Annotated in this window: 21 protein-coding genes; 13 read left to right on the top strand and 8 right to left on the bottom strand. The window is 62.0% G+C overall.

The window, feature by feature from the left end:
• Window positions 1-5 precede the first annotated feature (5 nt).
• The 5 genes from rocD to JKL48_RS17015 all read left to right on the top strand — a co-directional run bounded on the left by rocD (window position 6) and on the right by JKL48_RS17015 (window position 5,333).
• Window positions 6-1,259: an ornithine--oxo-acid transaminase gene (gene rocD, locus JKL48_RS17035; protein ID WP_201985119.1), complete on the top strand. Its 1,254-nt coding sequence runs from the start codon at window positions 6-8 to the stop codon at window positions 1,257-1,259.
• Window positions 1,260-1,419: 160 nt separating this feature from the next.
• Window positions 1,420-2,502 carry an NAD(P)/FAD-dependent oxidoreductase gene (locus tag JKL48_RS17030; protein WP_201985116.1) on the top strand — a complete coding sequence of 361 codons (1,083 nt, stop codon included), beginning with the start codon at window positions 1,420-1,422 and terminating at the stop codon, window positions 2,500-2,502.
• A 56-nt stretch (window positions 2,503-2,558) separates the two neighbouring features.
• Window positions 2,559-3,104 (top strand): hypothetical protein, encoded by a 546-nt coding sequence (locus JKL48_RS17025; RefSeq protein WP_201985113.1) that lies wholly within the window; start codon window positions 2,559-2,561, stop codon window positions 3,102-3,104.
• Window positions 3,105-3,819: 715 nt separating this feature from the next.
• Window positions 3,820-4,812 (top strand): porphobilinogen synthase, encoded by a 993-nt coding sequence (gene hemB, locus JKL48_RS17020; RefSeq protein WP_201985106.1) that lies wholly within the window; start codon window positions 3,820-3,822, stop codon window positions 4,810-4,812.
• Window positions 4,813-4,820: 8 nt separating this feature from the next.
• Entirely contained in the window at window positions 4,821-5,333 is a 513-nt protein-coding gene (locus JKL48_RS17015; protein ID WP_236668872.1) for a GNAT family N-acetyltransferase, read from the top strand.
• A gap of 274 nt (window positions 5,334-5,607) precedes the next feature.
• On the opposite strand, the gene JKL48_RS17010 is transcribed toward JKL48_RS17015, so the two are convergent.
• Window positions 5,608-7,011 (bottom strand): APC family permease, encoded by a 1,404-nt coding sequence (locus JKL48_RS17010; RefSeq protein ID WP_201985096.1) that lies wholly within the window; start codon window positions 7,009-7,011, stop codon window positions 5,608-5,610.
• A gap of 146 nt (window positions 7,012-7,157) precedes the next feature.
• Between JKL48_RS17010 and JKL48_RS17005 the strand changes: the two genes are divergently transcribed.
• From JKL48_RS17005 to JKL48_RS16990, 4 genes are all read left to right on the top strand, one after another.
• Window positions 7,158-7,517: a hypothetical protein gene (locus tag JKL48_RS17005; RefSeq protein ID WP_201985094.1), complete on the top strand. Its 360-nt coding sequence runs from the start codon at window positions 7,158-7,160 to the stop codon at window positions 7,515-7,517.
• Window positions 7,514-7,726: a hypothetical protein gene (locus tag JKL48_RS17000; RefSeq protein ID WP_201985091.1), complete on the top strand. Its 213-nt coding sequence runs from the start codon at window positions 7,514-7,516 to the stop codon at window positions 7,724-7,726. The genes JKL48_RS17005 and JKL48_RS17000 overlap by 4 nt, the downstream gene beginning before the upstream one ends.
• A gap of 55 nt (window positions 7,727-7,781) precedes the next feature.
• Window positions 7,782-8,714: a cation diffusion facilitator family transporter gene (locus tag JKL48_RS16995; RefSeq protein ID WP_201985089.1), complete on the top strand. Its 933-nt coding sequence runs from the start codon at window positions 7,782-7,784 to the stop codon at window positions 8,712-8,714.
• A gap of 201 nt (window positions 8,715-8,915) precedes the next feature.
• Window positions 8,916-10,118 carry an amine oxidase gene (locus JKL48_RS16990; protein ID WP_201985087.1) on the top strand — a complete coding sequence of 401 codons (1,203 nt, stop codon included), beginning with the start codon at window positions 8,916-8,918 and terminating at the stop codon, window positions 10,116-10,118.
• Between the two features lie 6 nt (window positions 10,119-10,124).
• On the opposite strand, the gene JKL48_RS16985 is transcribed toward JKL48_RS16990, so the two are convergent.
• Complete coding sequence (locus JKL48_RS16985) at window positions 10,125-11,453, bottom strand: patatin-like phospholipase family protein (RefSeq protein ID WP_201985085.1); 1,329 nt, start codon at window positions 11,451-11,453, stop codon at window positions 10,125-10,127.
• Between the two features lie 196 nt (window positions 11,454-11,649).
• Between JKL48_RS16985 and JKL48_RS16980 the strand changes: the two genes are divergently transcribed.
• Window positions 11,650-12,141: a methylated-DNA--[protein]-cysteine S-methyltransferase gene (locus JKL48_RS16980; protein ID WP_201985078.1), complete on the top strand. Its 492-nt coding sequence runs from the start codon at window positions 11,650-11,652 to the stop codon at window positions 12,139-12,141.
• Window positions 12,142-12,317: 176 nt separating this feature from the next.
• Here the strand turns inward: JKL48_RS16980 and JKL48_RS16975 are convergent, their stop codons facing one another.
• Window positions 12,318-13,202, bottom strand: coding sequence for an alpha/beta hydrolase (locus JKL48_RS16975; RefSeq protein WP_201985077.1), 885 nt, complete (start codon window positions 13,200-13,202; stop codon window positions 12,318-12,320).
• Between the two features lie 192 nt (window positions 13,203-13,394).
• Here JKL48_RS16975 and JKL48_RS16970 point away from each other — a divergent pair, with 192 nt between their 5' ends.
• Together JKL48_RS16970 and JKL48_RS16965 are read left to right on the top strand one after the other, a co-directional pair.
• Window positions 13,395-14,171: a tetratricopeptide repeat protein gene (locus JKL48_RS16970; RefSeq protein WP_201985075.1), complete on the top strand. Its 777-nt coding sequence runs from the start codon at window positions 13,395-13,397 to the stop codon at window positions 14,169-14,171.
• Window positions 14,172-14,250: 79 nt separating this feature from the next.
• Window positions 14,251-14,985: a hypothetical protein gene (locus JKL48_RS16965; RefSeq protein ID WP_201985073.1), complete on the top strand. Its 735-nt coding sequence runs from the start codon at window positions 14,251-14,253 to the stop codon at window positions 14,983-14,985.
• An 86-nt stretch (window positions 14,986-15,071) separates the two neighbouring features.
• Here JKL48_RS16965 and JKL48_RS16960 read toward each other — a convergent pair whose 3' ends face one another.
• The 3 genes from JKL48_RS16960 to JKL48_RS16950 form a co-directional block, all read right to left on the bottom strand.
• A complete protein-coding gene (locus tag JKL48_RS16960; RefSeq protein ID WP_201985071.1) occupies window positions 15,072-17,096 on the bottom strand; it encodes a M4 family metallopeptidase in 2,025 nt (674 codons plus the stop codon).
• Window positions 17,097-17,246: 150 nt separating this feature from the next.
• On the bottom strand, window positions 17,247-19,643 hold the full coding sequence (locus JKL48_RS16955; RefSeq protein WP_201985062.1) for a M4 family metallopeptidase: 2,397 nt from the start codon (window positions 19,641-19,643) through the stop codon (window positions 17,247-17,249).
• A 255-nt stretch (window positions 19,644-19,898) separates the two neighbouring features.
• Window positions 19,899-21,224, bottom strand: a complete 1,326-nt coding sequence (locus JKL48_RS16950) for an amidohydrolase (protein WP_201985055.1) — start codon at window positions 21,222-21,224, stop codon at window positions 19,899-19,901.
• 158 nt (window positions 21,225-21,382) lie between these two features.
• On the opposite strand from JKL48_RS16950, the gene JKL48_RS23615 reads away from it, so the two are divergent.
• Window positions 21,383-22,099, top strand: a complete 717-nt coding sequence (locus JKL48_RS23615; protein WP_201985053.1) for a phosphatase PAP2-related protein — start codon at window positions 21,383-21,385, stop codon at window positions 22,097-22,099.
• A gap of 299 nt (window positions 22,100-22,398) precedes the next feature.
• Here JKL48_RS23615 and JKL48_RS16940 read toward each other — a convergent pair whose 3' ends face one another.
• A complete protein-coding gene (locus tag JKL48_RS16940) occupies window positions 22,399-23,178 on the bottom strand; it encodes an SDR family NAD(P)-dependent oxidoreductase (protein ID WP_201985051.1) in 780 nt (259 codons plus the stop codon).
• Window positions 23,179-23,270: 92 nt separating this feature from the next.
• The gene (locus tag JKL48_RS16935; RefSeq protein ID WP_201985049.1) at window positions 23,271-24,086 is read right to left on the bottom strand and encodes a phytanoyl-CoA dioxygenase family protein; all 816 of its coding nucleotides are present in this window, start codon (window positions 24,084-24,086) and stop codon (window positions 23,271-23,273) included.
• Window positions 24,087-24,380: the final 294 nt, after the last annotated feature.

The following is a 24,380-nucleotide window of genomic DNA, read 5'->3' as shown; positions in this document are numbered from 1 at the left end:
GCTTTATGAATACGACCACCTCCCCTACTGCCACCAGTAGCCGTGCCGAGCAGCTGATGCAGCTCGAAGACCAATACGGAGCTCACAACTACCATCCACTGCCCGTGGTGCTGAGCCGGGGCGAAGGCGTGCACCTGTGGGACGTGGACGGCAAGCATTATTACGACTTTCTGTCGGCCTATTCGGCGGTGAACCAAGGGCACTGCCACCCGCGCATCATTGAGGCGCTCACCAGGCAGGCGCAGCAGCTCACGCTCACGTCGCGGGCTTTTTTCAACGACCAGCTGGGTGGGGCCGAAAAGCAGCTGTGCGAGCTGTTTGGCTACGATAAAGCGCTGCTGATGAACTCCGGCGCCGAAGCCGTGGAAACGGCCCTGAAGCTGGCCCGCAAGTGGGGCTACCAGGAAAAAGGCATTGCGCCGAACATGGCCCGCATCATCGTGGCCGAGCACAACTTTCACGGGCGCACCACGGGCATCATTTCCTTCAGCACCGATGGCGACAGCACGGGCGGTTTCGGGCCCTACATGCCGGGCTACCAAGTGGTGCCGTATGACGATTTGGAAGCACTGGAAGAAGCCGTGAAGGAGCCGCACGTCTGCGCGTTTTTGGTCGAGCCCATTCAGGGCGAGGCGGGTGTGATGGTGCCGTCGGAAGGCTATTTGAAAAAGGCAGCGGCTATTTGCCAGGCGCACAACGTGCTGTTTATAGCCGATGAAATTCAGACTGGGCTGGGCCGCACCGGCCGCATGCTGGCCTGCGACTACGAGGCCGTCGACCCCGATATTCTCATTCTGGGCAAGGCGCTGAGCGGGGGGGTATTGCCCGTGTCGGCGGTGCTGGCCAATGACATTATCATGCTCACCATTCAGCCCGGCCAGCACGGCAGCACCTTCGGCGGCAACCCGCTGGCCTGCGCCGTGATGCGCGCCGCGCTGGACGTGATTCAGGACGAAAAGCTGATTGAAAACGCCGCCGCAATGGGTGAGATTTTCCGTGAGCGGATGCGCCAGGTGCAGGCCAAACGGCCGCAAGTGGTGGATTTGGTGCGCGGCAAAGGCCTGCTGAACGCCGTGGTTGTTGTGCCGGCCGAAGATGGCCGCACGGCCTGGGACGTGTGCGTGAGCCTGATGGAGCGCGGCGTGTTGGCCAAGCCCACGCACGGCGACATCATCCGCTTCGCGCCGCCGCTGGTGATTACGGAGGAGCAGCTACACGCGGCTTGCGACGTGATTGAGGAAGTAATTTTGGCTTTTTAAGCGCAGCGTTTCGCGAAGTTTTAGAGTTAGGTCTCGCGAAGGTGAGTCTCGCTGCGTCCTCTTCGCCCGACAACGAACTTTGCGAGACTTAGCTTTCAAAACATTGCGAAACGCTGCGCTATCGTACTGGGAACGCCAATCTTTCTTCGGCCCGGTCGAGGTGGCTATCATCGGGGCCGGGCTGGTAGGGCTCACGGCGGCGCTCTACCTGAAACAGCGGCGGCCCGGCTGGCGCGTGGTGGTGCTGGAACGCGGGGCGCTGCCCAGCGGAGCGTCGACTAAAAACGCCGGATTTGCCTGCTTTGGGTCGGTTTCGGAACTCATGGCGCAGGAAGCGCGCGGCGACCTGCAAGCCGTGGTGGCTGCCCGGTGCGAAGGACTAAGCCGGCTGCGGGCCCTGCTGGGCGATGCCGCGCTCGACTATCGGCCGGTGGGCGGCTATGAGCTATTCCGGCACGAAGAAGCCGAACTGGCGGCGGAATGCCGCAATAAAATTGGCTATTTTAATGAACTAGTGGCGCCGGTGGTGGGCCACGCCCGCACGTTCCACGACGCCAGTGCTCTAATCGGGCGCTTTGGCTTCGCGGGCGTGGGCACGCTGGTAAAAAATGAGCACGAAGGCAGCCTCGATGCCGGCCGCATGATGCGGACGTTGCTGGCCCGCGCCTGGGCGGCCGATGTGCCCGTGCTGAGCAACTGCGCTGTAGAAGCCATTGAATCGTCTGCGGCCGGGCAGCGACTGCGCCTCGCCAATGGCGTAACGGTCGAGGCCGGGCAGGTGCTGCTGGCCACCAACGCCTTCGCTACGGAGCTGCTGCCGGAGCTGGCCGTGAAGCCCGGCCGCGGCCAAGTGCTGGTGACCGAGCCGCTGCCCGATGTGGCGCTGCCCGGCACCTTTCACTACGACCACGGCTACGCCTATTTTCGCCAGCTGGCCGACCACTGCATCCTGCTAGGCGGCGGGCGTAACCTCGATTTCGAGGCAGAGGAAACAACGGCGCCCGGCCTCACCAACACGGTGCAAGCCTACCTCGAAAACTTGCTGCACGAGGTGATTGTACCCGGCCGGCAGCCCCGCATCGACTACCGCTGGAGCGGGGTAATGGGCTTTGGGCCGGCGCTGGCGCCCATCATCGATTGGGTGCGGCCGGGCGTGCTGGCTGCCGTGCGCTGCAACGGCATGGGCGTGGCCCTGGGCGCGGGCACCGGCTGGCAGGCCGCGCGCAAATTGGCTGCCGGGTAGCGGAAACTGCCGCAGATTCGTAGAGCACAGTTCTGGTTCTTTATTTGGCTTTCCCTATGCCTTTTGCTACGCGCTTCCGCTTGTTCTCTTACCGCCGTGCGCTGGTCGTGCTGCTGGCCTTGGCCAGCCTGGCCAGCAGCTGCCAGAGCAGCCGGGCCAGCTTCTCTTTTCAGCCGGCAGCAGGACGGCTGCCAGCGGTGCTCCACGCTCCCATTTCGGTGGCGACAAGGCTCGATTCGGCTACCTCAATACCGACTTATGCGCCGAAACTTGCTTTTTCGCCCCGCGCCACACGTTCGCATGGCCGGCTACGGCGGCCATATACTGGCCGCCTAGTTGCTAGCACTGAGGCGGTAACTGCTAATGCTCCCGCCGTTGCAAGCCGGGCTGCCATTGCGCTGCGGCGGCCCTGGCTCCGCCGGCCGCACACCACGGCTGAGGCCGGGTTGGGTACGACGGTGCTAGGGGTGCTGGGCCTGGTGGTGCTGCCCATTGCGCTGATTGGGCTGCTTCTGAGTGGGGGTGGGCTGGTGTGGGGCGTCTTGGCCGGACTGGCGGGACTGGCCGTGCTGGTGGCGTACATTGACCCGTTTGGAGGATAGCCCGGATTTGGGATAACTTGACGCGCACAATGTCCGGTTCCCAAACCTTATGTCAGCTACCCATTATCGTCTTGCGTTAATCAAGGTTCTTTTGATGCTGGGGTTGCTGAGTAGCTGCCAGAGCCAACGGGTAGCATTCCGGTTCCAACCGCAGCCTGCCGCACCTGCTTCTGCGCCCGATGCACGGCTTGGGCAAAGCGATACTGCTGCAAATGCTAAACTTGTCAGTGCTGCGAGGCTTCGACCAGACGGTTTTCATCCGGTGCATCCGCATACAGCGAGTACTGCCCAACAACTTGTGAGAGCTACCAAAACACACCGAATTCGACCCGTTGTCAGAATGTCAATTCGTTCTGTTCAGTCAGCGCTACGCTCAGCCGCGTGGCGACGCTCCACGAGCCGACCCGCTTCTACCTCCTCTGATGACGGCAAGGACACACTTTACGTCTTTTTATTCGCACTCCTCGGAGTAATATTTACAATAGGTGGCATCGGGTATCTGCTCGTTGCTCTGGTTACATTATCCGGTGCGCTGGCCATAAACGGCTTACAGACGCTAGGTCTGGGGTTGCTGTTCTTAGCGTTAGGATGGCTCGGCGCCTTTGTGTCCTCTGACAGCAAAAAAGGCACTCGTTGAGCCGTTGTCGGCCCGCTTTGGCGGGGTGGTCGGCAATGCGGCAACCTTACCTTTGCATTTGTATCAAGCCCACTTCCCGTGTCTTTTCTCCCCACCCATCGCCCCCGCCGCAACCGCAAGTCCGCCGTCATTCGTGACATGGTGCAGGAAACCCGCCTCACCGCCCACGATTTCATCTACCCTATTTTTATCACCGAAGGTCAGAACCAGACCGAGGAAATCAAGTCGATGCCCGGCATTTTCCGCTTCACGGCCGACCGGGTGATTGACGAAATCGGCGCCTGCGTGGATCTGGGCGTGAAAGCCTTCGCACCGTTTCCCAACATCAACGAGGTGCTAAAGGACCCGATGGCCCGCGAAAGCACCAACCTCGAAGGCCTCTACCTGAAAGCGGTGGCCGACATCAAGCGCCAGTTTCCGGAGGTGGTTATCATGACCGACGTGGCGATGGACCCCTACAGCTCAGATGGCCACGACGGCGTAGTGGACCCCGACTCGGGCGAAATCCTTAACGATGCCAGCCTGGAAGTGCTGGGCCAGATGGCCCTGGCCCAGGCCCGCGCCGGGGCCGACATCATCGGGCCGAGCGACATGATGGACGGCCGCGTGGCCTGGATTCGGCGGGTGCTGGACGAGAACGGCTTTTCGCACGTGAGCATCATGAGCTACACGGCCAAGTATGCGTCGGCGTTCTACGGTCCGTTCCGCGATGCGCTGTCGTCGGCGCCCAAGAAGGGCGACAAGAAAAGCTACCAAATGAACCCCGCCAACCGCCTCGAAGCCCTGCGCGAGTTGGCGCTGGACGAGGCCGAAGGCGCCGACATGGTGATGATTAAGCCCGCACTGAGCTACCTCGACATCATTCGGGAAGTAAAAAACCACACCCATCTGCCCGTGACGGCCTACAACGTGAGCGGCGAGTACGCCATGATAAAAGCCGCCGCCCAAAACGGCTGGGTCGATGGCGAGCGCACCATGATGGAGGTGCTCACGAGCATCAAGCGCGCCGGGGCCGATGCCATTCTGACCTACTTCGCCAAGGAAGCGGCGGCGGTGTTGCGCCGGGGCTAATGACGGAGTTGAGCAAGCCCACCACCCGCCGCGCCACCCTGGCCGATGTGCCGGCTATTCTCGCCCTGGTGCGGCGGGTAGTGCCTCTGATGCAGGCCAGCGGCAATTTTCAATGGTCGGCCGACTACCCCAACGAGGCCGTTTTCGCGAAGGACATCGAGCGCGAGCAACTCTGGGTGGCGGAACTTGACGGCGCAGTGGCCGGCGTGGCCGCCCTCACCCAGGACCAGGACGAGGAGTACGCCCAAGCCGACTGGGACGTGACCGAGCCGGCCCTCGTAACGCACCGCCTAGCCGTGGACCCGGCCGCACAAGGCCGGGGCGTGGCGCTGGCACTCATGCAAGAGGCCGAGAAGCAAGCCGTGGTGCAGAACCTGCAGGTGCTGCGCGTGGACACCAACTCCGAAAATGCCGCCACGCAGCGGCTGTTTCCGAAGCTGGGCTACCGGTTTGCGGGCGAAATCACGCTGGCGTTTCGGCCGGGGCTGCGGTTTTTCTGCTACGAGAAGCGGCTCAGCTAAGCCTGGCAAGTCTTACTTGGCCGTTGTGAAGTCGGCCGGTTCGGTCAGTTCTTTGGCCAGCTGCGCTTCCCACTCCTGTTGCTTGTCCAGAAACAGGCCGTATTTGTTGTGCAGAAGTAAGCTATTCGCTTAACCGTCATGCTGAGCGGAGCCGAAGCATCTCTACTGCGTAAGTGATTAGTTACCATAGCTGTAGAAATGCTTCGACTCCGCTCAGCATGACCACCTTTTACGGTACGTTTACCTCTGCGTGGCTACTTAAATAAATAACTGATTAACTATGCTGAAACGGCCAGCGCTTGAGGCTCCGGCTCCAGAGCAGGAAAGCCACCGTGCCCAGCGCCATCATGCCCAGCGCGGCTACTTGGAAATAGAGCCTGAAGTGCACGCCGCCCCACGTTACCTCGGCCGGCGCGATGCCCACGAACACGAACAGCCACACGATGATGGCCAGAATAACCGGCAGCGGATAGAGCGGCATTTTGAACGGCAGCGCGGCCGTGCCGCGCCGGCGCCGGAGCAGCATTAGCCCCACGGCCTGGCCCACAAACTGCACCAGAATCCGCATGGCTAAGATGGCCGAAATCACCTCGCCCAGCCGGAACAACAAGCTGAACACGAAGCCCACGCCGCCCAGCAGCAGCAGCGAGATGTAGGGGAAGTGCTTGGTGGGATGCAGCTTGCCGAACACGGGCAAAAACTCGCCGTCGGCCGCCGCCGCGTAGGGGATGCGCGAGTAGCCCAGCAGCACCGCAAACAGCGAGGCAAACGCCACCAGCAGCACCATGCCCGTGGCTACCAGCGCCGCCGTGGGCCCATACAGCCGCTCCACAAACACGCTCACGATGAACTGCGATTTGTCGCCGGTGCTGGCCTGCCAGCCCTGCACCTCCTGCCAGGGAATGACCGTGCCCACGCTCCAGTTCAGCAGCAGGTACAGCGCCGCGATGCCCAGAATGCTGAGGAAAATGCTGCGCGGAATCACCTTTTCCGGGCTTTTGATTTCGGCGCCGAGGTGGCACACATTGTAGTAGCCCAGGTAGGAGTAGATGGTTTTGACGGCCGCCTGGCCCATGGCCACCGAAATCAGCAGGCCCGGCAAGGCCGGCAGGCCGCCCGCGGGGAAGATGTCGACGTGGTGGTTGGGGTGCGTGAGGCCGCCGAAAATCAGCCAGCCCATGAGGCTCAGCACGCCCACCCAGAGGGCCACGCCCAGCTTGCCGATGTCCTCGATGCGGCGGTAGAGCAGCACAATGAGCAGCAGCACCACGGTGCCGGCCACGGCTTTGGGCTGCCACCATTGGGTCATCGGCACGAGGTAGCCGAAGTATTGGGCGAAGCCGATGGCGCCCGAGGCCAGCACCAGCGGCGACTGAATGAGCGTTTGCCAGACATAGAGAAACGACATGTAGCGGCCCCACTTCTGCTCGCCGTAGGCCAGCTTGAGGAAGCGGTAGCTGCCGCCGGCCTCGGGGTAGGCAGCGCCCAGCTCGCTCCAGATAAGGCCGTCGACCGAAGCTAGCGCCGCGCCCACCAGCCAAGCCAGCAGGAAATTCGGCCCCATAAAGCCCATCACGAGCGGCAGGGTCACGAAGGGCCCAACGCCCACCATGTCAATCATATTAAGCGCGGTGGCTTGAACCAGGCCGAGGCGGCGCTGCAAAGTAGGTGCGGACATGGGGCGAAAGTAGCGCCGTAGCGTGGACTCTGCGAGTCCGCGTTTCGTCTGCGCAGCCGAATGTTCAAACGCACGAACGAAACGCGGACTCGCAGAGTCCGCGCTACATTTCGCCCGTCTCCTATCGGCCATTCCCAAATTGCCCCGTGCGTCCCCTGCTCCTCACCCTTTGCCTTGCCGCCCTGCCGCTCCTGTTCGGCTTTTGGGTGAATGAAACGGCACCGCACGCGCCCACCACGTACTACCAGGCGGCCCGCTGCACCCGCTACTGTGCGGCGCGCGGCTGCCCGCACGCCACGCCGGCCAACAGCCCGGCATTTTTCCGGCTCCGAAAGCTATACGCACTCACCGTGCGGGGCCTGTTGGTGGGCGGGCGGGCGCGGTACGGCTTGTTCAACCTCCTGTTTTACCTGGTCCTGATTCCCGGCTTGCTCCTTTGGCTCACCTACGGGGCGCTGCGCAATGCCCGCACCATTCACCGGCTTGGCCGGGCCCGCCGCGTATGAGTACGCTGGCTCACTTGCTCGCCCAGTTCGTGCACGTTGCCTTCTGGTACTGCTGCGATTTCATGATAAACCTGGCCAACCTCACCCACACGTCCTACAACGAGGCCAATACTTGGGTGCTGCTGCTGTTCGTTCCGGGGCTGTTGGCCGGGCTGATTGGGCTACGCGTGGCCCAGTGGTTTCGCCTGCGCCAGCGGCGGCGGCGGTAGCGGCGGCCTGGCCGGATACCAACGCCAGCGGCATTTCCTGCGTACTTGCGGACCTATGGCCAACGCAAACGCATCTAAACTCTCCCTCTACGGCGGCATTGCTGCCAACGTCGCCATTGCCGTCAGCAAGTTCGTGGCGGCGTATTTCACCGGCTCGTCGGCCATGCTCTCCGAAGGCATTCACTCGCTGGTTGATACCGGCAACAGTGGGCTGCTGCTCTACGGAACCGCGCAAAGCGCCCGGCCGGCCGATGCCGAGCACCCGTTTGGCCACAGCAAGGAACTGTATTTCTGGGGCCTGATTGTGGCCGTGCTCATCTTCGCCATTGGCGGCGGCATGTCGTTTTATGAGGGGGTTAAGCACATTCAACACCCCGAGCCGCTCGAAGAAGCTGGCTGGAACTACGTGGTGCTGGGCCTGTCGTTCCTGTTCGAGGGCATTGCGTTTTACTTGTCGGTGAAAGCCCTGCTGGCCCAATCGAGTGGCAATGTGGGCTTCGTGACGATGCTGCGCACCAGCCGCGACCCGGCCGTGTTCGCCTCGGTGATGGAAAACCTGGCTGCGCTCATTGGCCTGGCGCTGGCGGGCATCGGCGTGTTTTTGGGGCACTGGCTGAACAACCCGTACTTTGATGGCGGCGCGTCCGTTGCCATTGGGCTGCTGCTGATGGCCGTGGCCGTGTTCCTGGTGGGCCGCACCAAGGGTCTGCTGGTGGGCACCGGCGTGGACGCCGTCACGCTGGCCAACCTGGAGCGCATTGCCCGCGCCCAGCCGCAGGTGCGCGAAATTCGCTCGCCGCTCACCATGTACCTTGGCCCGAACGACGTCATCATGGCGCTGGACGTGGACTTCGCCGACAACCTCTCTTCGACGCAGGTAGCGGCGGCAGTGGAGCACTTGCAGGACGCCATCCGGGCCGAGCACCCGGAGGTGCAGCGCATTTTCATCGAGGCAAAAAACCTGGTGCAGGCCGCCAAACACCCGTAGGCGGAGTACCCCGAAATTTCATTTCGGCCCACCAGCGCGAGTCGTCCAACGCGGGCCGAAATAGAATTTCGGGGTACTCCGCCTACGGGTCCAATAACCGCGGCCTTAACCTCCGGCGCCATTTTTCGGTTTAAGCCATACCTTGCCCGCGCTCGCCCAACCAGCGGGCGCGGGCATTCGCCTATTACGCAGCTTCCTCCTATGGCAATACTGACCCCCGACTCCAACCCGTTCCGCTCGTTTTGGTGGGGCGGCTACGAATGCACCGACCAGCTCAACGCCTTTGGCAACCGCGTCGATTTCCTGCCCCTCACCGGCCATTTGCAGCTGATTGACGAAGACTATGCCGCCCAGAAGCCGTTCAACATCGGCACCGTGCGCGAGGGCATTCGCTGGGCCATGATTGAGAAAACGCCCTACCACTACGATTTCAGCACCGTGAAAACCATGCTGGACGCCGGCAAGCGCCACGGCATTCAGCAAATCTGGGACCTGTGCCACTTCGGCTACCCCGACGACCTCACGCCGCTGCACCCCATGTTTGCCCGGCGCTTTGCCGCGCTCTGCCGTGCCTTCGTGGATTTCTACCGTTCCGAGCGGCCCGACGAGGTGCTCATCGTCACGCCCATCAACGAAGTCAGCTTTATCAGCTGGCTCGGCGGCGAGGCCAACGGCACTTCGCCCTACTGCCACGGCCAGGGCTGGCGCGTGAAATACGGCTTGATGCGCGCCTACATCGAGGGCAGCTACGCCCTGCGCGAGGCCGACCCCAGCATCCGCCTGCTCACCACCGAGCCGCTCATCAGCATCGTGCCGCCGCCCAACCCCTGGGCCAGCCACCGCCGCGAGGCCCGCGACGCCCACAACAACCAATTTCAGGCCACCGACATCCTCTGCGGCCGGCTGTGCCCGGAACTGGGCGGCAGCCCCGAGCTGCTCGACATTGTGGGCTTCAACTACTACTACGACAACCAGTGGCAACTGCACCCCTACCGCAAGCTGGGCTGGAACGACCCCGAAATGGACCCGCGCTGGGTGCCGCTGCACAAGCTGCTGCGCAAGGCCTACCAGCGCTACGGCCGCCCCTTCGCCATCACCGAAACCAGCCACCCCGGCGTGGACCGCCCCATCTGGTGGAAAATGATAGCTGAGGAGTGCGCCCACGTGCTGCGCAAGGGCCTGCCGCTGCAAGGCGTGTGCATCTATCCGCTCATCGACCGGCCCGACTGGGACCACCTCGACCAGTGGCACCGGTCCGGCCTCTGGGATGCCGACCTCTCGCAGCCCGGCCCCGCCCGCGTGCTGCACCAGCCCAGCGCCGAAGCCCTGCTCCAAGCCCAGGCCGTGGTAGCGGCCGCCAAGTCGTCCCGGCGGCGGGTCCGGCTACCGGAGCTGCTGGGGTGAGGGGCGCTATGGTAGCTGTGCGGGGATGTTAGGAAAAACTAATTTGAACTGCTGCTGCACGGCGGTAAAATCAGGCTGCCCTACCAGGCACTCGAGTGTGGCACTGGCGCGAATAGGCTGGTTGGGAAGCGTATTATTCAGCCAGGCGTTGCAGATGTTCACTATCAGGTCAACTGATTCGTCGGTGATGGCATCCAGTTCAATTTGTTGAATAGCCTTGATGGCCGGCTCATCGAAGCCCACGGGAGCCGTCCAGCGGGTGCCGTTCCACAACGGCTGCACGCTGGGGTTGGCCCGCACGAAGTTTACATTTTTGCAGCCGTTTTGCACGAAGCCTGGATTGAGCGCCGTGAATGCGACGAAGGACGCCGCATCGGGCGGGGCGCTGAGGATGGACGAGGCGAGCTTGCGGATATCGGCCAGAAAGCCGGCTTCGGCAACGGGCTCGGTCACGAGGGCGGCAAACTCGGGTTTGGCCTGCCCGGGCAGGCGCACCGGAAACACCTGGGTGCCGGTGCCGATGGATAGCACCCGGACATCGGCAGCGGGGACATTGTTGGTCAGCGCTTCGGTCACGGCGGCCAGCACGGGGTTGTTGTAGCCGGCCACGCCCCCGTCCCAGAGGTGATTGACCTGGCCATTGAGCGAAATCCGGGCCGGCGCATCGAAGAAGTTGACCGGGGCGGTGCTCGACGCGTGCACCGCTTCGAGCAAACGAATTCCTTTATGCTTCGGGCTGGCCGGAGTAGCCGGGTCGATGGCCCTTTGCAGAACGGCGCTATCGCCCAGGCTGGTACGGTCGGACCGGAAGAATGTCGAGCGTTGCCGGTTGTAGTCGAAAGTGGTAATGAGGACGTGCGGGCCCTTATCGGCAGTGCCGCCCACGTAGGTCGGCACATCATCGAGGCACAGTGCCGAGACACCACCCGCCGGGCGGCTGACGGCGCGGTACTGCGCCTCGATGCGGTCCAGTTGGGTGTCCAGCGCCTCCAGTTTGTGTGGGGTGGAGTAGCGCGGACCCACGTTGAGCTTGTCCCATTTAAAGCGGGCCACCAGCTCGTGCCACCAATGCCAGAAGCCCTGGTCGGTGGGCGAAAAAATGTCGCGGCGGATGTGCTCCGTTCGAAAGATTTGCAGAATGGCCGACAGCGGCAAATCGGCGACCAGCCCGGCCAGCACAATGCTGCCGCCAGAGTTGGCCGCCACCAGCTGGAAGTGCCGCAGGATGCTGTGCCCGGTGGCCTCGTCGCCAAAAAGCCTTTGCAGGCACTTCACCTGAATTAAGGCCCAGGAGCCGCCACCGTCAAGGGAAAGGATGTTGTAGGGTTCGGACATGACAGCGTAAACAATGGTAAAAGACTGACTGCAAAGGCCACCAAAGCTACTCATTGACGCCGTTCAAGACGTATTTCCAACCCAATATAGCCGTAGTGCAGGCTTTGTGTATTCCGCGTCTCGTAGCGATGTGGCAGGCGCCGAGACGCGAAGTATGGCGTCGCTACACCGCTCAACGTCCGCGTATTTTTAGGGCATGAACAATGCCACTGCCATCCTGCTCACGCCGCTCGGCCCGCTGGCCCTCACCGGCTCCGATGCGGGCCTGAGCGCCGTTTCGTTTCTGAATGAAACGGCCGAAGCAACCGCGCCAACCGCCATTTCCGATTGCCTGCGTCCGGCCCATCAGCAGCTTCGGGCCTATTTCCAACGCGAGCTGCGGGATTTCAACCTGACCTACGCCCCCGCCTTCGGCACCGATTTCCAGCGGCAGGTGTGGCAGGCACTGACCGGCATTGGCTACGGCCGCACGGCTTCCTACTTCGATGTGGCCCGGCTGCTGAACAACCCCAAATCCGTCCGGGCCGTGGGCGCGGCTAATGGGCAGAACCCGCTGGCCATTGTGTGGCCCTGCCACCGCGTCATCGGGGCCGATGGCAGCCTCACGGGCTACGCCGGCGGCATGCACCGCAAGAAGTGGCTGCTGGAGTTTGAACAGCCAGTGCGGCAAGGCGGGCTGTTCGGGTGAGGGGCAGGCTATGTGGGTGATGTTTGAAATTGAATAATCAGCCCGTCATGCTGAGCGCAGTCGAAGCATCTCTACCGCGAGAGTAAATAATTACTTCCACGGTAGAGATGCTTCGACTGCGCTCAGCATGACGGGCCTTTTTACCTACGATTACCCGACTTCTACGATTACCCGTGCTAGGCCCCCACCAACTTTAGCAGGCCCTGGTAGATGATGTTGTGCTGCCAATACAGCTGCAACACCATCGGAATGTGGTGCCGGCCGGGAATAACGGTATAGGGCGCGGGCTGCCCGGTGACTTTCAGCCGGTCGCGGAAGCGCCCCGAGCTGCCGCTGATGCTGGGATACGTCTCGCCCCCGATGTAGAAGATGAACGGCGGCAGGCCGGGCTTGATTTTGTAGATGGGCGACACGGATTTCCACACCAGCGGGTCGTTGCCGAAAGGCACTTTGTACTGTGCATCGCCCTCGTACTTCATTTCCTTGAGGTAGCTGTACATGTCGAGGCCGGCGGGGTCGTCGAGGATGGCGCCGCGCACGGGGTTGCGGGGCAGGCCGTAGCGAGCCAGCAGCTCGTCGTCGGTGGCGAGCAGGGCCGCCAGGCCGCCGCCGGCCGAGTGGCCCATCACGAACACGCGGGCCGGGTCGCCGCCGTATTGCTTGATGTTCTGCACCGTCCAGGCCAGGGCGCGGGCGCAGTCGGCGGCCTGCTCGGGCACGTGCACGGGCGGCGCGAGGCGGTAGTTGATGAGCACGGCCACCACGCCCTGCTTGGCCAGCCGCCGGCCGATGAAGGTGTAGATGTTCTTGTTGCCGCTCGTCCAGCTGCCGCCGTGAATGAACAGCACCACCGGGTAGCCTGCGCCATTCGGAACTGGTTTATTGGGCGAGTACACGTCCAGAATGTGCCGCGCGCTATCAAAATCGGGGGCCGAATTTGGCAAATAGGCCACGTCTTTGGTGCGGTGACTGGGGCGGGCCATGGCGTACTCGGTGACGGCCACCAGGGCCACCAGGGCCAGCAGCACGGCCACGGGGGCCAGCAGAAAGAAACGGCGCATAGCATGATTCTACAAAAGCCCGCCGAAGGCCGGTGGGCGGAGCACCTACGCCCTGGCGGGCCTGGCAGTTTGCGCCGGGCATCGTTGAGGGCCATCGGCAGCCCTTCGCGGTGTTGGCTTTATCTTTGTCGGAACTGCACCAAACTGGTTATTAGGGCAGCAGCCTCCTTCCCAATTATTTATTCTGTATTCGTGTTGATTTCTGCTTCGCTTACCTCCCGGGCACAACTGATGGCCGCCGCGCTGCTGCTGGCGGCGCTGGCAGCCGCCCCGGCCCAGGCCCAGCGCAAGGGCCGCACCACTTCCGCCGCCAACCCCGACGGCAGCATGGCCACGGCTGCGGCGTCCGCGCCGCCCCGTCCTGCCCGGCTGCAACCGTTGTTTGGCGGCCTGAGCCCGGCCCAGGCCACGCAAATCATTGGCGAGGCGCAGCTTAAAGCCATTGCCGCCAGCTTTGCTTCGACGGCCGAGGCCAGCACCTTTTTCACCAACAAGGGCTACGAGTACCTGCGCGAAAACCAGCCCGACACGGCCGTTTACCGCTTCAACCTGGCCTGGCTGCTCAACCCGCAAAACGCGGAAGCCTACCGCGGCCTTGGCATAGTGGCCAGCGCCCAGCCCACGCCCGATGCGGCCATTGCCCTCCTGAACAAAGGCCTGGCCCTGGCCCCTACCAGCTCGGCTATGATGAGCGACCTGGGCACGAGCTACCTGCTGCGCTACGGGCAAACCAAGAAGAAAAAAGACCTCACCACCGGCCTGGAACTGCTGCAACGCGCCACCGCTGCCGACCCCGCCAACGCCGTGGCCTGGCAGCAGCTGGCCCGTGGCCTCTACTACCAGGAAAAATACCCCGAAGCCTGGGCCGCCGTGCACAAAGGCCAGAGCGCCAGCGTTACCAGCCTCGACTTCAACCTCATCAGCGACCTGCTGGCGAAGCAGCCCGACCCCCAGGGATTTTTCAAATGAGTGTGGGCTCCTCCAACAGATTTTTTTCGATTGTGCGTTAGCAGTCGGCCAAGCATTTTCCATTTTTACAGCAATTGATATGCGTCTTCGTGCGTTACTCTTTGGCGGACTGGTGGCCGGGGCCCTCAGCAGCCAGCCAGCCATGGCCCAATACCATTACCAAGTGCGGCACTACGGCTCCGATGGCCGCCCCTACTACCGCGGCCCCTTGCACGTGACGCTGGGCGGCGGCACCGCCCTCTACAACGGCGACCTGGGCAGCAGCCCGGCCGACAATTTCTTCGGGCCCGCCATCAGCCTGGGCGTCAGCCAGCGGCTCACCACGCGCATGCATTTGGCCGGCGAGTTTTCGTACGTTGAGATGGGTGCCCGCGACAAGGCCAAGGAACGGGGCCTCGCCTTCACGAGCACCAACGGGCTGGGCACCCTCATCCTGCGATTCGACCTGCTGCACGACGAATCCATTTTCGTGTCCTCCACCGCCGATTCGCCCGCCTTGCAGGTGTACCTGCAAGGCGGCGGCGGCCTGATGTACTACAATCCCCATGCCTACGTGGGCACCACCCGCGCCAATGATGCTACCTCCTTCCTGCCCCCCGAGCGCAACGACTATCCCGCCATTGCTGCCATGGCCCCGGTGGGCGCCGGCTTCAGCGTGCGCATCAACGAGCGCCTGCGCGCCAACCTGGAAGGCAACTACTACTTCACCACCACCGACCAGCTCGATGACATCAACCTGCGCCTCGGCGGTGCGTCTCTCAACCGCGACAGCTTTGGCACGCTCATGCTGAAGGTGGACTACGCGCTCGAATAACGAGGCTACCGCTACTCAGCAACGCAAAGAAGGCCCGCCAGCAATGCTGACGGGCCTTCTTTGCGTTGCGCTACATAAGTAAGTTGCTACTCTTTCACAAAGCGCTGGCGGTAGGTCTGCTGGCCGTCGCTCACGTTGATGAGGTACATGCCTTTGGCGAGGCTGCTCACGTCGAGGGTGCCATTGCCATCGTAGCGGGCCGTGGTGATGACGGCACCGCGCAGGTCGCTGATGCGCACGCTGGTAATGGCTGCATTATCAGGCAATGTGAGGGTCAACTCATTGGTGGCGGGTACGGGATAGAGGCTCAACTCGTGCGACAGGCTCGTGCTGCCGGAAAGCGAGGCGCTGCCGCCCACGGCGGGAGTGCCGGGGCTGCTGGTACCGGCAAAAGCAGTACTGGTCCCGAATACGCCTACGGCGTCCCAGGCATTGGTTACGGAGGTTACCTCAGTTGACCCAGCGCCGTACAATATCGTGGCCGCCTGAATGGAATACGTGCGGGCATTGGCATACGTGGAGCTGGCTGTCATGTACTTATCTTCCATGTAAAAGGTAATTTTGGCCGCTTTATCGATAGTGATGCCGGTTATATTGTAGGGCACTCCCTTTTCATTGGTGCCGATTTTGCCCACCGAAATTAGGTAGTACCAGTAGTTAATCACGCCAGAGTTAGTGTGCACGCCGCCGTTGTCGCTGGTGCCGGTGTACCAATATCGACCTTTGTAGTAAGCTGGCTGGCTCTGCGAATTAGGGTCGCTCATTGAGCGGAGGGCAAGCTGCTGCTTATCAATTTCCTCACCAATGAGCCAAGTGTTTTTGGTTTTAGCTCCGCTGGATAAGAATTGCAGAGTATTTACGGCATAGTCTTCAATGCTGGCCCCCCAGATATCAGAAAGGCCTTCGTTCATGGCCCCTGACTCGTTGGAGTACGTTAGGTTAGCGGTGTTTTCGCACACGGCGTGGCCAATTTCGTGGCCGCACACATCCACGGAAGTTAGCGGGCGGAAACGAGTAGCGCCGTCGCCGTAGGTCATACGTACGCCATCCCAGTAAGCATTTTCATAGTTGCGGCTGTAGTGCACATAACTCTTGATTTTGGCGCCGGCGTCGTCGTAGCTGTTGCGGCCATGCACATTTTTCCAGTAGTCATAGGTGGCTTCGGCTCCAACATGGGCATCACCGGCTACCCAATCGAAAGTGGAATTGTTGTAAGTAGTGGCGTCCCAATAAGTATCCGGGCTTGTAAAGTCGACAGCACGCGCGTACTGGGTGCCCTTTTTCATGTTGTACGTTTCAATGCCCAAGCCGCGCGGAGAACCTTCGCGAAGGAAATAACCGCCGGTGGTAGTGCCAATAGTAAGAGCGCGCTGGCCGCTATATGCTGTATCAAAAGTACCGGGGACATTCGTGTGCTTGATGATGTTGTCTTGCAACACTACCTCGCCGGTGCGGGCATCCACGTAGATGTAAGCCCGGCTCACTGGCTCCTGGGCGTAGATGTTGAATTTCCAGGCTAGCACGAGTTGGCCTTTGGCAGACGCTTTGTCAGTCAGTTCATTCCGAACAATCACCAGCTCGCCTGTGGGGTAGTAGCTGGCGGCCGAGTTACCGGTTTCCTGCTTCAGGCCGGTTTCTTCGGCCAGGTCCTGCCACATGTATTTAGTGGCGCCTACGTGGGCCAGGGCCCGGTTCAGAGCTGCGGAAGCGGTGAGGGTAGGCGTGGTGCTCAGGCCCGAGATTTTCTCAAAGTCACCGCTGATGCTTTCGATGGTGCCGGCTTTGGCATGCGTGGTGTACTCGGCATGCTCCACGCGGATGCCCTGGTAGTACTGCGCAAATTTCTCGTGCGTGTAGCCGACCTGGTCGGTGGTGACGCGCGCCGGACGCAGCTGGTCTTCGGAGGTCAGGGCCAGTTGCTGGCGCAGCACCTGCTCGGGGGCCATGCCGCGGTAGGCCGCTTTGCCTTCGGCGCTGAACTGCACCAGCACGGGCTGCTGGTCTTCGCCCAGCACTTTGGTTTGGATGCGGCGGGCATCCTGGGCCTGGACCGCGTGGGCAGCCAGTGTGCCGATGAGCAGCAGCGCAGCGGCGGAGTATTTGTTTGTCATGAGCTTGAGGGTTGGGTGTGGAAATATGACTGGCCAGAATGCTAACAGAGGACTGCCAGCCGGAATGTAAGTGTACGATTTATTCCCTTCATTTACAAATGAAAAAGGGCCCGCCAACAGCATCGGCGGGCCCTTGTATTTGCACTGAAATTATTCTTTCACAAAGCGCTGGTGAAACACCTTCTCCCCGTTGCTCACGGCGATGGTGTACATGCCTTTGGCCAGGTGGCTGATGTCGACCTGCCCATCGGCAAAGGTGACGTTGGTCATGCGCGCGCCGCGCACGTCCGTGATTTGGACGCTGGTGGCTTGGCCAGGCAGCGCAAGGTGCAGTTGGTCGGTGGCGGGGTTGGGGTATACCTCCAGCACGCGGGCCTGCTCGTTGCCGAGGGCCGTGCTACCCCCCGCCAGGGTTGTAAACGTGGGCGCGACCAGGGTGCCTCCGGTGATGTTGAGGGTGTAGTCCTCGGTTTCGCCGTAGCTGTAGCTGTTGCAGCTGGTCGTGCCCGAGTTGTCGCTCATCACCAGCCGGATGCGGGTGCTGCCGCTCTTGGCCGTGGTGGGCACCGTGAAGGTGCTGCTCAGGGTGCCGCTGCTGCTGCTGCTGCCGCTCACCACCAGCTCGCCGGCGTCGGTAAACACGCCGTTCTGGTTGTAGTCGATGTAGATTTTCCAGTACTCGGTGTAGGCCGTGCCGGTGAAGCCGGCTGAGAAGTAGATGGTCTGCGACGAGCCGGCGCCCACGCTGGTGCTCAGGGCCGTGCCATTGTAGTAGCCGGCGTCGGAGCCTGAGCTGCGGTTGATGCTGCCGATGTTCACCAGGTCCACGTATTCATACGACTGCGTGGTGCCTTTGCTGGTGCAGTAGGTGAGCGTGGTGCCGCCGCTCGTGCTGCCGTAGGCCGCGCCCACGCCCACGGCGTACCAGGCATTGGTAACGGCAATTTCCTGCGTCGAGCCGGCCCCGTACAGGTCCTTGGCGGCCTGAATGGAGTAGCTCCGGGCGTTGGAATACGTGGACGAAGCCGTCATGTACACGCTTTCCATCCGGAAAGTGATTTTGGCGGCGGCGGTGAGGCCCAGGGCGGTTACCGAGTAGGAGTTGCCCAGCTCATTGGTCCCGGTTTTGCCCGCGCTGATGAGGTAGTACCAAAAGTTGAGCACGCCCGAGTTGGTATGCACGCCGCCGTTGTCGGAGGTGCCGGTGTACCAGTACTGGCCTTTATACAGCGCCGGCTGACTCAGCGACTTGGGGTCGCTCATCGAGCGCAGGGCAGCCTGCTGCTTGTCGATTTCCTCGCCAATGAGGTAGGTCGACTTGGCTTTCACACCGCTCGAGGTAAAACCCAGGGTACCGACGGCATACGCCTCGATGGAGGCGCCCCAGATGTCGGAGAGGCCCTCGTTCATGGCGCCCGACTCGTTGGAGTAGGTCAGGTTGGCCGTTTTTTCGCACACGGCGTGGCCGATTTCGTGGCCGCACACGTCCAGCGACGTCAGCGGGCGGAAGCGCGTGGCCCCGTCGCCGTAGGTCATCACCGAGCCGTTCCAGTAGGCGTTTTCGTAGCCCACGCCGTCGCCGGGGGTGTCATCGAAGTGCACGTAGCTCTTGATTTTGGCGCCAGCGTTGTCGTAGCTGTTGCGGCCGTGCACGTTTTTCCAGTAGTCGTAGGTGGCCTGGGCGCCCACGTGGGCATCGCCGGCCACGTTGTCGAAGTTGGCGTTGTTGTACTCGGCGGCCGTCCAGTTGTTGTCGGCGTCGATGAAGTCGACGGCGGATGTATAGCTGTTGCTTTTACGGCAGTTATACGTTTCGATGCCAAGGCCGCGGGTGGTGCCTTCGCGCAGGAAGTAGCCGCCGGTGGTGGTGCCGTCGTTGGTAGAGCGGGAGCCGCTGTAGGCCGTGGCGAAGGTGCCGGTGGCCGCCGCGTGCTTGATGATGTTGTCCTGCAGCACCACCTCGCCCGTGCGGGCATCCACGTAGATGTAGGCCCGGCTGATGGGCTGCGCGGCGTACACGTTGAACTTCCACGCCAGCACCAGCGGACCGGTTTCGGCGTTCTTGCGGCTGTCGCGCACAATCACCAGCTCGCCCTGCGGAGCAAACCCGGCAGCGTCGGCCTCGTTGGTTTGCCACATGTAGCGGCGGGCGCCCACGTGGGCCAGGGCCCGGTTCAGGGCCGCGCTCTCGCTCAGCGCAGGCGTGGTGCTCAGGCCCGCAACCTTCTCAAAGTCGCCGCTGATGCTTTCCACCGTGCCGGCTTTGGCGTGCACCGTGTAGTCGGCGTGCTCCACCCGGATGCCCTGGTAGTACTGGGCAAATTTTTGGTGCGTGAACCCGAGCTGGTCGGTTTCGACGGTGCGCGCCACCATCTGGTCGGCGTTGGTGAGGGCCAGCTGCTGGCGCAACACCTGGTCGCCGCTGAGGCCGCGGTAGGCCATTTTGCCTTCGGCGTTGAACTGCACCAGTACCGGCTGGTTGTCCTCGCCCAACACTTTGGTTTGGATGCGGGCCGCATCCTGTGCTTGGGCCGTGGTAGCGGCCATAGCGCTGAGCATGGCTATTGCTACAGCTGAGTATTGTTTTCTCATGTAAAAAAGGTTGATGGTTGGAAGGGCTGCATATCTGATTCAGTAAACATTTCGCAGATAAGCAGCCGCAAAATAATCATTATTCTATTCCGCAATCGTTTGGGGTTAATAAAATTGTCAGAAATGACAAAATTTTATACGCCTACTTTTTCAACAATTGCATTCACCCAAATATAAATATTCCTTTGGCCTGAATTTACTTAATTGGACTTATTTTTGCTTAGCAGGAGCGGTATTGAGGTAGTCGGCTGCGAGGGTAGCCAATGTTTTCACGCCCAACGTCAGGCCGCTTTCGTCGATGCGGAAGCCGGCGGTGTGGTGGTCGGCGGCGGTGGCGGGGTCCTGCCCTTTGGGCATGCCCCCCACAAACAGAAACAAGCCCGGCACTTTTTCCTGGTAAAAGGAAAAGTCTTCGCCCCCGGTCACGGCCTTGATTTCGCGCACATGTTCGGGGCCGGCAGCGGCCAGCAGCGTAGGCAACATGCGGGCCGTGAGGGCGGGGTCGTTGGTGGTGACGGGCACGTAGGGCTCGATGGTGACCTCGGCCGTGGCCCCAGCGCTCTCGGCAATGTTGGTGGCAATGCGGCGGATGGAAGCCCATATCTGCTTCTGCACTTCCGGGTTGAGGGCCCGCACGGTGCCCGACATCTCCACATCGGGCGGAATCACGTTGTAGCGCACGCCAGCGTTGAGGGTGCCCACGGTGACCACGGCTGCGTCGTCGGTGAGCTTTACCTGCCGGCTCACGATGGTTTGCAGGCCCAGAATAATTTGGGCGGCCGTCACCACGGGGTCTACGCTGTTCCAGGGGTAGGCCCCGTGCGCGCCCTTGCCGTGCACCTTGATGGTGAACCGGTCGGAGCTGGCCATCTCGCCGCCAGACCGGTAAGCCAGCGTGCCTACCTCGGTTTGGGCCTGAATATGCACGCCGAACACGGCGTCCACTTTGGGCTTGTCGAGCACGCCTTCCTTCACCAGCAGCTTGGCGCCGCCTTCCACGCCGGGCAGGGAACCTTCCTCGGCCGGCTGGAAAATGAACTTCACGGTGCCCGGCAGGTCGGCTTTCACCTGGCTCAGCACCTCGGCGGCGCCCATGAGCATGGCCACGTGGGTGTCGTGGCCGCAGGCGTGCATCACGCCCACGGGCTGGCCCAGGTAGGTGGTGGTTACTTTAGAGGCGAAGGGCAGGCCGCTGGTTTCGGTGAGGGGCAGGCCGTCCATGTCGGCGCGCAGGGCCACTACGGGGCCGGGCCTGCCGCCGCGCAACACCCCAATCACGCCGGTGCGGGCGGCGCCGGTTTGCACTTCCAGGCCCAGCTTGCGGAGGTGGGCCGCCACCAGGGCAGCGGTGCGGGTTTCCTGGTTGCCCAGTTCGGGGTGCTCGTGGATGTCGCGCCGCCAGGCAATGACTTTGGGCTCTTCCTGCGTGGCCAGTTGGGCAATGCGGGCATCGAGGGCTGTATTTTGGGCCTGGACGGCATGGCTGGCCAGGCCAACAAGCACGACTGTGAAGAGGGGAAAAGCAGAAAACCGCATAATGACTGAGTAAGTGTAATCTGAATGCTGGGGGCACAATTGGCCGGTTTGCAATGTTACGCCATTGTGACGCAAGCACGCGATACTGTTCAGGCAATAGCGTACTTTTGTCCGTTGCTTTACTATCAGTTACTTACCCGAATCCACATCGATACTTTGTGGCGACCCTCTTAAAACCTACGCCCATTTCCTCTCCCCTCACGGCCCGGCGGCCCAAACGGGCACGCGCCCTCACCTGGGCAGCGGCCCGGGACGAGCCCGGCTTCGGCATGCGGCTGGCCCTGGTGCTGGGGCTGCTGCTGGGGCTCCTGCCGGTGGTACCGGGCTTCTACCACTTCATTCAGGCGCGGCCCGGCCGGCTGTTGGCCGACCCACTGCTGGCCTTGCTGCCCGTGCACGACGTATCGGTGCCCACGTTTGCGCTCATTTACGGCGGCATTGCGGCCACGCTGGTGTACCTGCTGCCCCGGCCGCGGCTGTTGCTGCGCGCCTTGTGGGCCTATTATTTCCTGCAAGTGCTGCGCATGGGTACGCTGTGGCTGCTGCCGCTGGAGCCACCCACTGCACTGGTGCTGTTGCACGACCCAGTGATGGACCGCATTTTTGAAGTGACTACCCAGCCCATCGTGCGCGACTTGTTCTTTTCGGGCCACACCGCCACCATGATGCTGCTGATGCTAGCCGGCCGGGGCCGCACCTGGCGCGGGGCACTGGGCCTGATGATGGTGGCCGTGGGCGTGCTGGTGCTGGTGCAGCGCGTGCACTACTCGTACGATGTGCTGGCCGCGCCATTTTTTGGCTGGCTGGCTTATTGGCTGGCAGGCCAAGTATGCCGCAAAAAGCCCGCTACCGAATTCGGCAACGGGCTTCTGTAACACCTGCTGATGAAAGAAGGAGCTCATGCTGAGCGCAGTCGAAGCATCTCTGCCGCTTCGTGGCAATTAGTAAAAGAAGCTGTTTAGAAAGTCGGCCTCAGGTGCCTATCGGTCATCCTGAGCGCAGCGAAGGACCTTATCACGCCTGCATAATCGCCGTTCAGCGGTGATAAGGTCCTTCGCTGCGCTCAGGATGACAACGGTTTTGACTTTCTAAACAGCTTCAAAATCACTTGCGTGGCAGACATGCTTCGACTGCGCTCAGCATGACGTGCTAACGAGCGCCGTAACGGCCTCCTCTACAAATACTTCTCGTAAATTCCGGCCGCAATTTTCTCTACGATGCCCTTGGGCACCACGCTGGTGAGGCCAGCCGATACCTTGTTCAGCACGCCGGGGATGATTTCGGCTTCGCCGGCCAGCAGGCCGGCCACGGCGGCCTGGGCCACGGCTTCGGGCGTCATCGATACTTTATTGGCGGTGGCTTGCAGCTCGGCCCCCATGCCGGCGCGGTCGGCAAAGCTGGTAGTGGTGGCGCCGGGGCTCAAGCAGGTCACCGAAATGTTGCTTAATTTCAACTCGTAGCGCAGGCCGCGGCTGAAACTGAGTAAAAATGCCTTGCTGGCGGCGTAGAGCGCGAGCGAGGGCACGGCCTGGTAGGCCGCGGTGCTGGCCACGTTCAAAATGTAGGCTTTCGGGGCCTGGTGCAGGGCGGGCAGCAGCGCGTGGGTGAGGGCCACGGGTAGGTGCATATTCAGCTGCATCATGTTCTGCTGGTCGGCCAGGCCGAGCTGCTCGAAGCGGCCCCAAAGGCCGTAGCCGGCGTTATTGACCAGAATGGCGAGTTGGTCGGTTTGGGCCAGGGCCCAGGTGGCCACGGCATCGGCCGCGCCGGGTGCGGCGAGGTCGGTGGCCAGCACGCGGGCCTGCCGCTGGTAGCGGCTCCCGATTTCCAGGGCCAGGGTGGTGAGCTGCTCTTCGGAGCGCGCCACCAGCAGCAGGTCGTAGCCGCGCCGGGCCAGCTGCAGGGAAATGGCCCGGCCAATGCCGCGCGAAGCGCCGGTAACGAGAGCGTACATTTTCTTAATGAAGAATGAGGAATGAAGAATGAGGAATTGGGTCTTGAGAAACTGCCGAAGCACTTCTTCATTCCTCATTCTTCATTCCTCATTTATTTGACAAGGTGCAGAAAGCGCAGGTAGAACGGCGTGGGGCTGTCCTCGCTTTTGGGCTGGTACTTGCCGGCGATGATGGGCACGTACATCACCCGGCGGCGGCTTTCCTCGCCTACCAGCGGCGACTGGGCCACGCGGTGCCACATGCGGCCGTCGTGCACGGTGAGGTCGCCGGGTTCGGTTTCGATGGCCATTTCGTTGGGGTCGTAGTACACGTCCTTGTAGTACTTTTTGCGAAACAGCATCTTGTGCAGGCCCTGGCGGTGGGTGCCGGGAATCACGCGCAGGCCGCCGTTGGTGGCCTTGGTGCCGTCGAGGTGCAGGCCTACGTTGAGCATGGGCCCGATGCGCTTGCCGTAAAATACGTCGCGCAGCGAGTCGGTGTGCCAGCCCATCTGGCTGAATTCGGAGCCGGGCACGTTCACGTAGTGGTTCACGACGAGGCCGTCCTTTTCGTTTTCGCCCACGCGGCCCCCTTCGGCTTCGAGCAGCGGAAACAGGGCCTTGAATCGCTCGTCCTGCAGCAGCTCGTGCAGCACCGGATGGTGCTGCGAGGCAAAGGCGAAGCGCTGCACAATGCGCGAGCCGTCTACGTCGTGGCCATACTTGATGGGCACGCCGTTCACTTTTTCCACGCCCTCGGCCAGCCACTTGGCTTGCACTTCCTGGGTGGCTTTTAAAATTTGCTGAACGTAATCGGGAGAGACAAAAGGACGAAAGTGGAGGAAACCGTATTTAGCAAAAAACGCCCGCTGCTCAGCAGTGAGCGCACTACCAAGGGTGAAGCGTGGGTAATCGGGGGATAGGGCCATAGCAGAAATTTGGCGGCCGCCGGGTATTCTTGGCGACACGCAAAGGTAATATATCCGGCCGGGCCCCGATGAAAAGTCAAAGGCCGACCGGAGGGTTCAACGGCTACAACCGCGCCGATGCGCGCGGGGTTTAATGGGCCAAGTACGGGCCGGCTTGGTGAATGGATGGTGAACGGCACCGGCGCCCCCCCGCGCGCTGACGCACAGGTGCCGGAAATATTCTATCCAATTCGGCTCGGTGCGCAGCCCCCCCCTTTTCTTCTCCCAAGCCGCCGCGCGGCATCGGGCTAGCCG

The sequence above is a fragment of the Hymenobacter rubidus genome, from assembly GCF_016734815.1.
GTDB lineage: Bacteria > Bacteroidota > Bacteroidia > Cytophagales > Hymenobacteraceae > Hymenobacter > Hymenobacter rubidus.
This window is presented reverse-complemented; position numbering and strand designations above follow the sequence as displayed.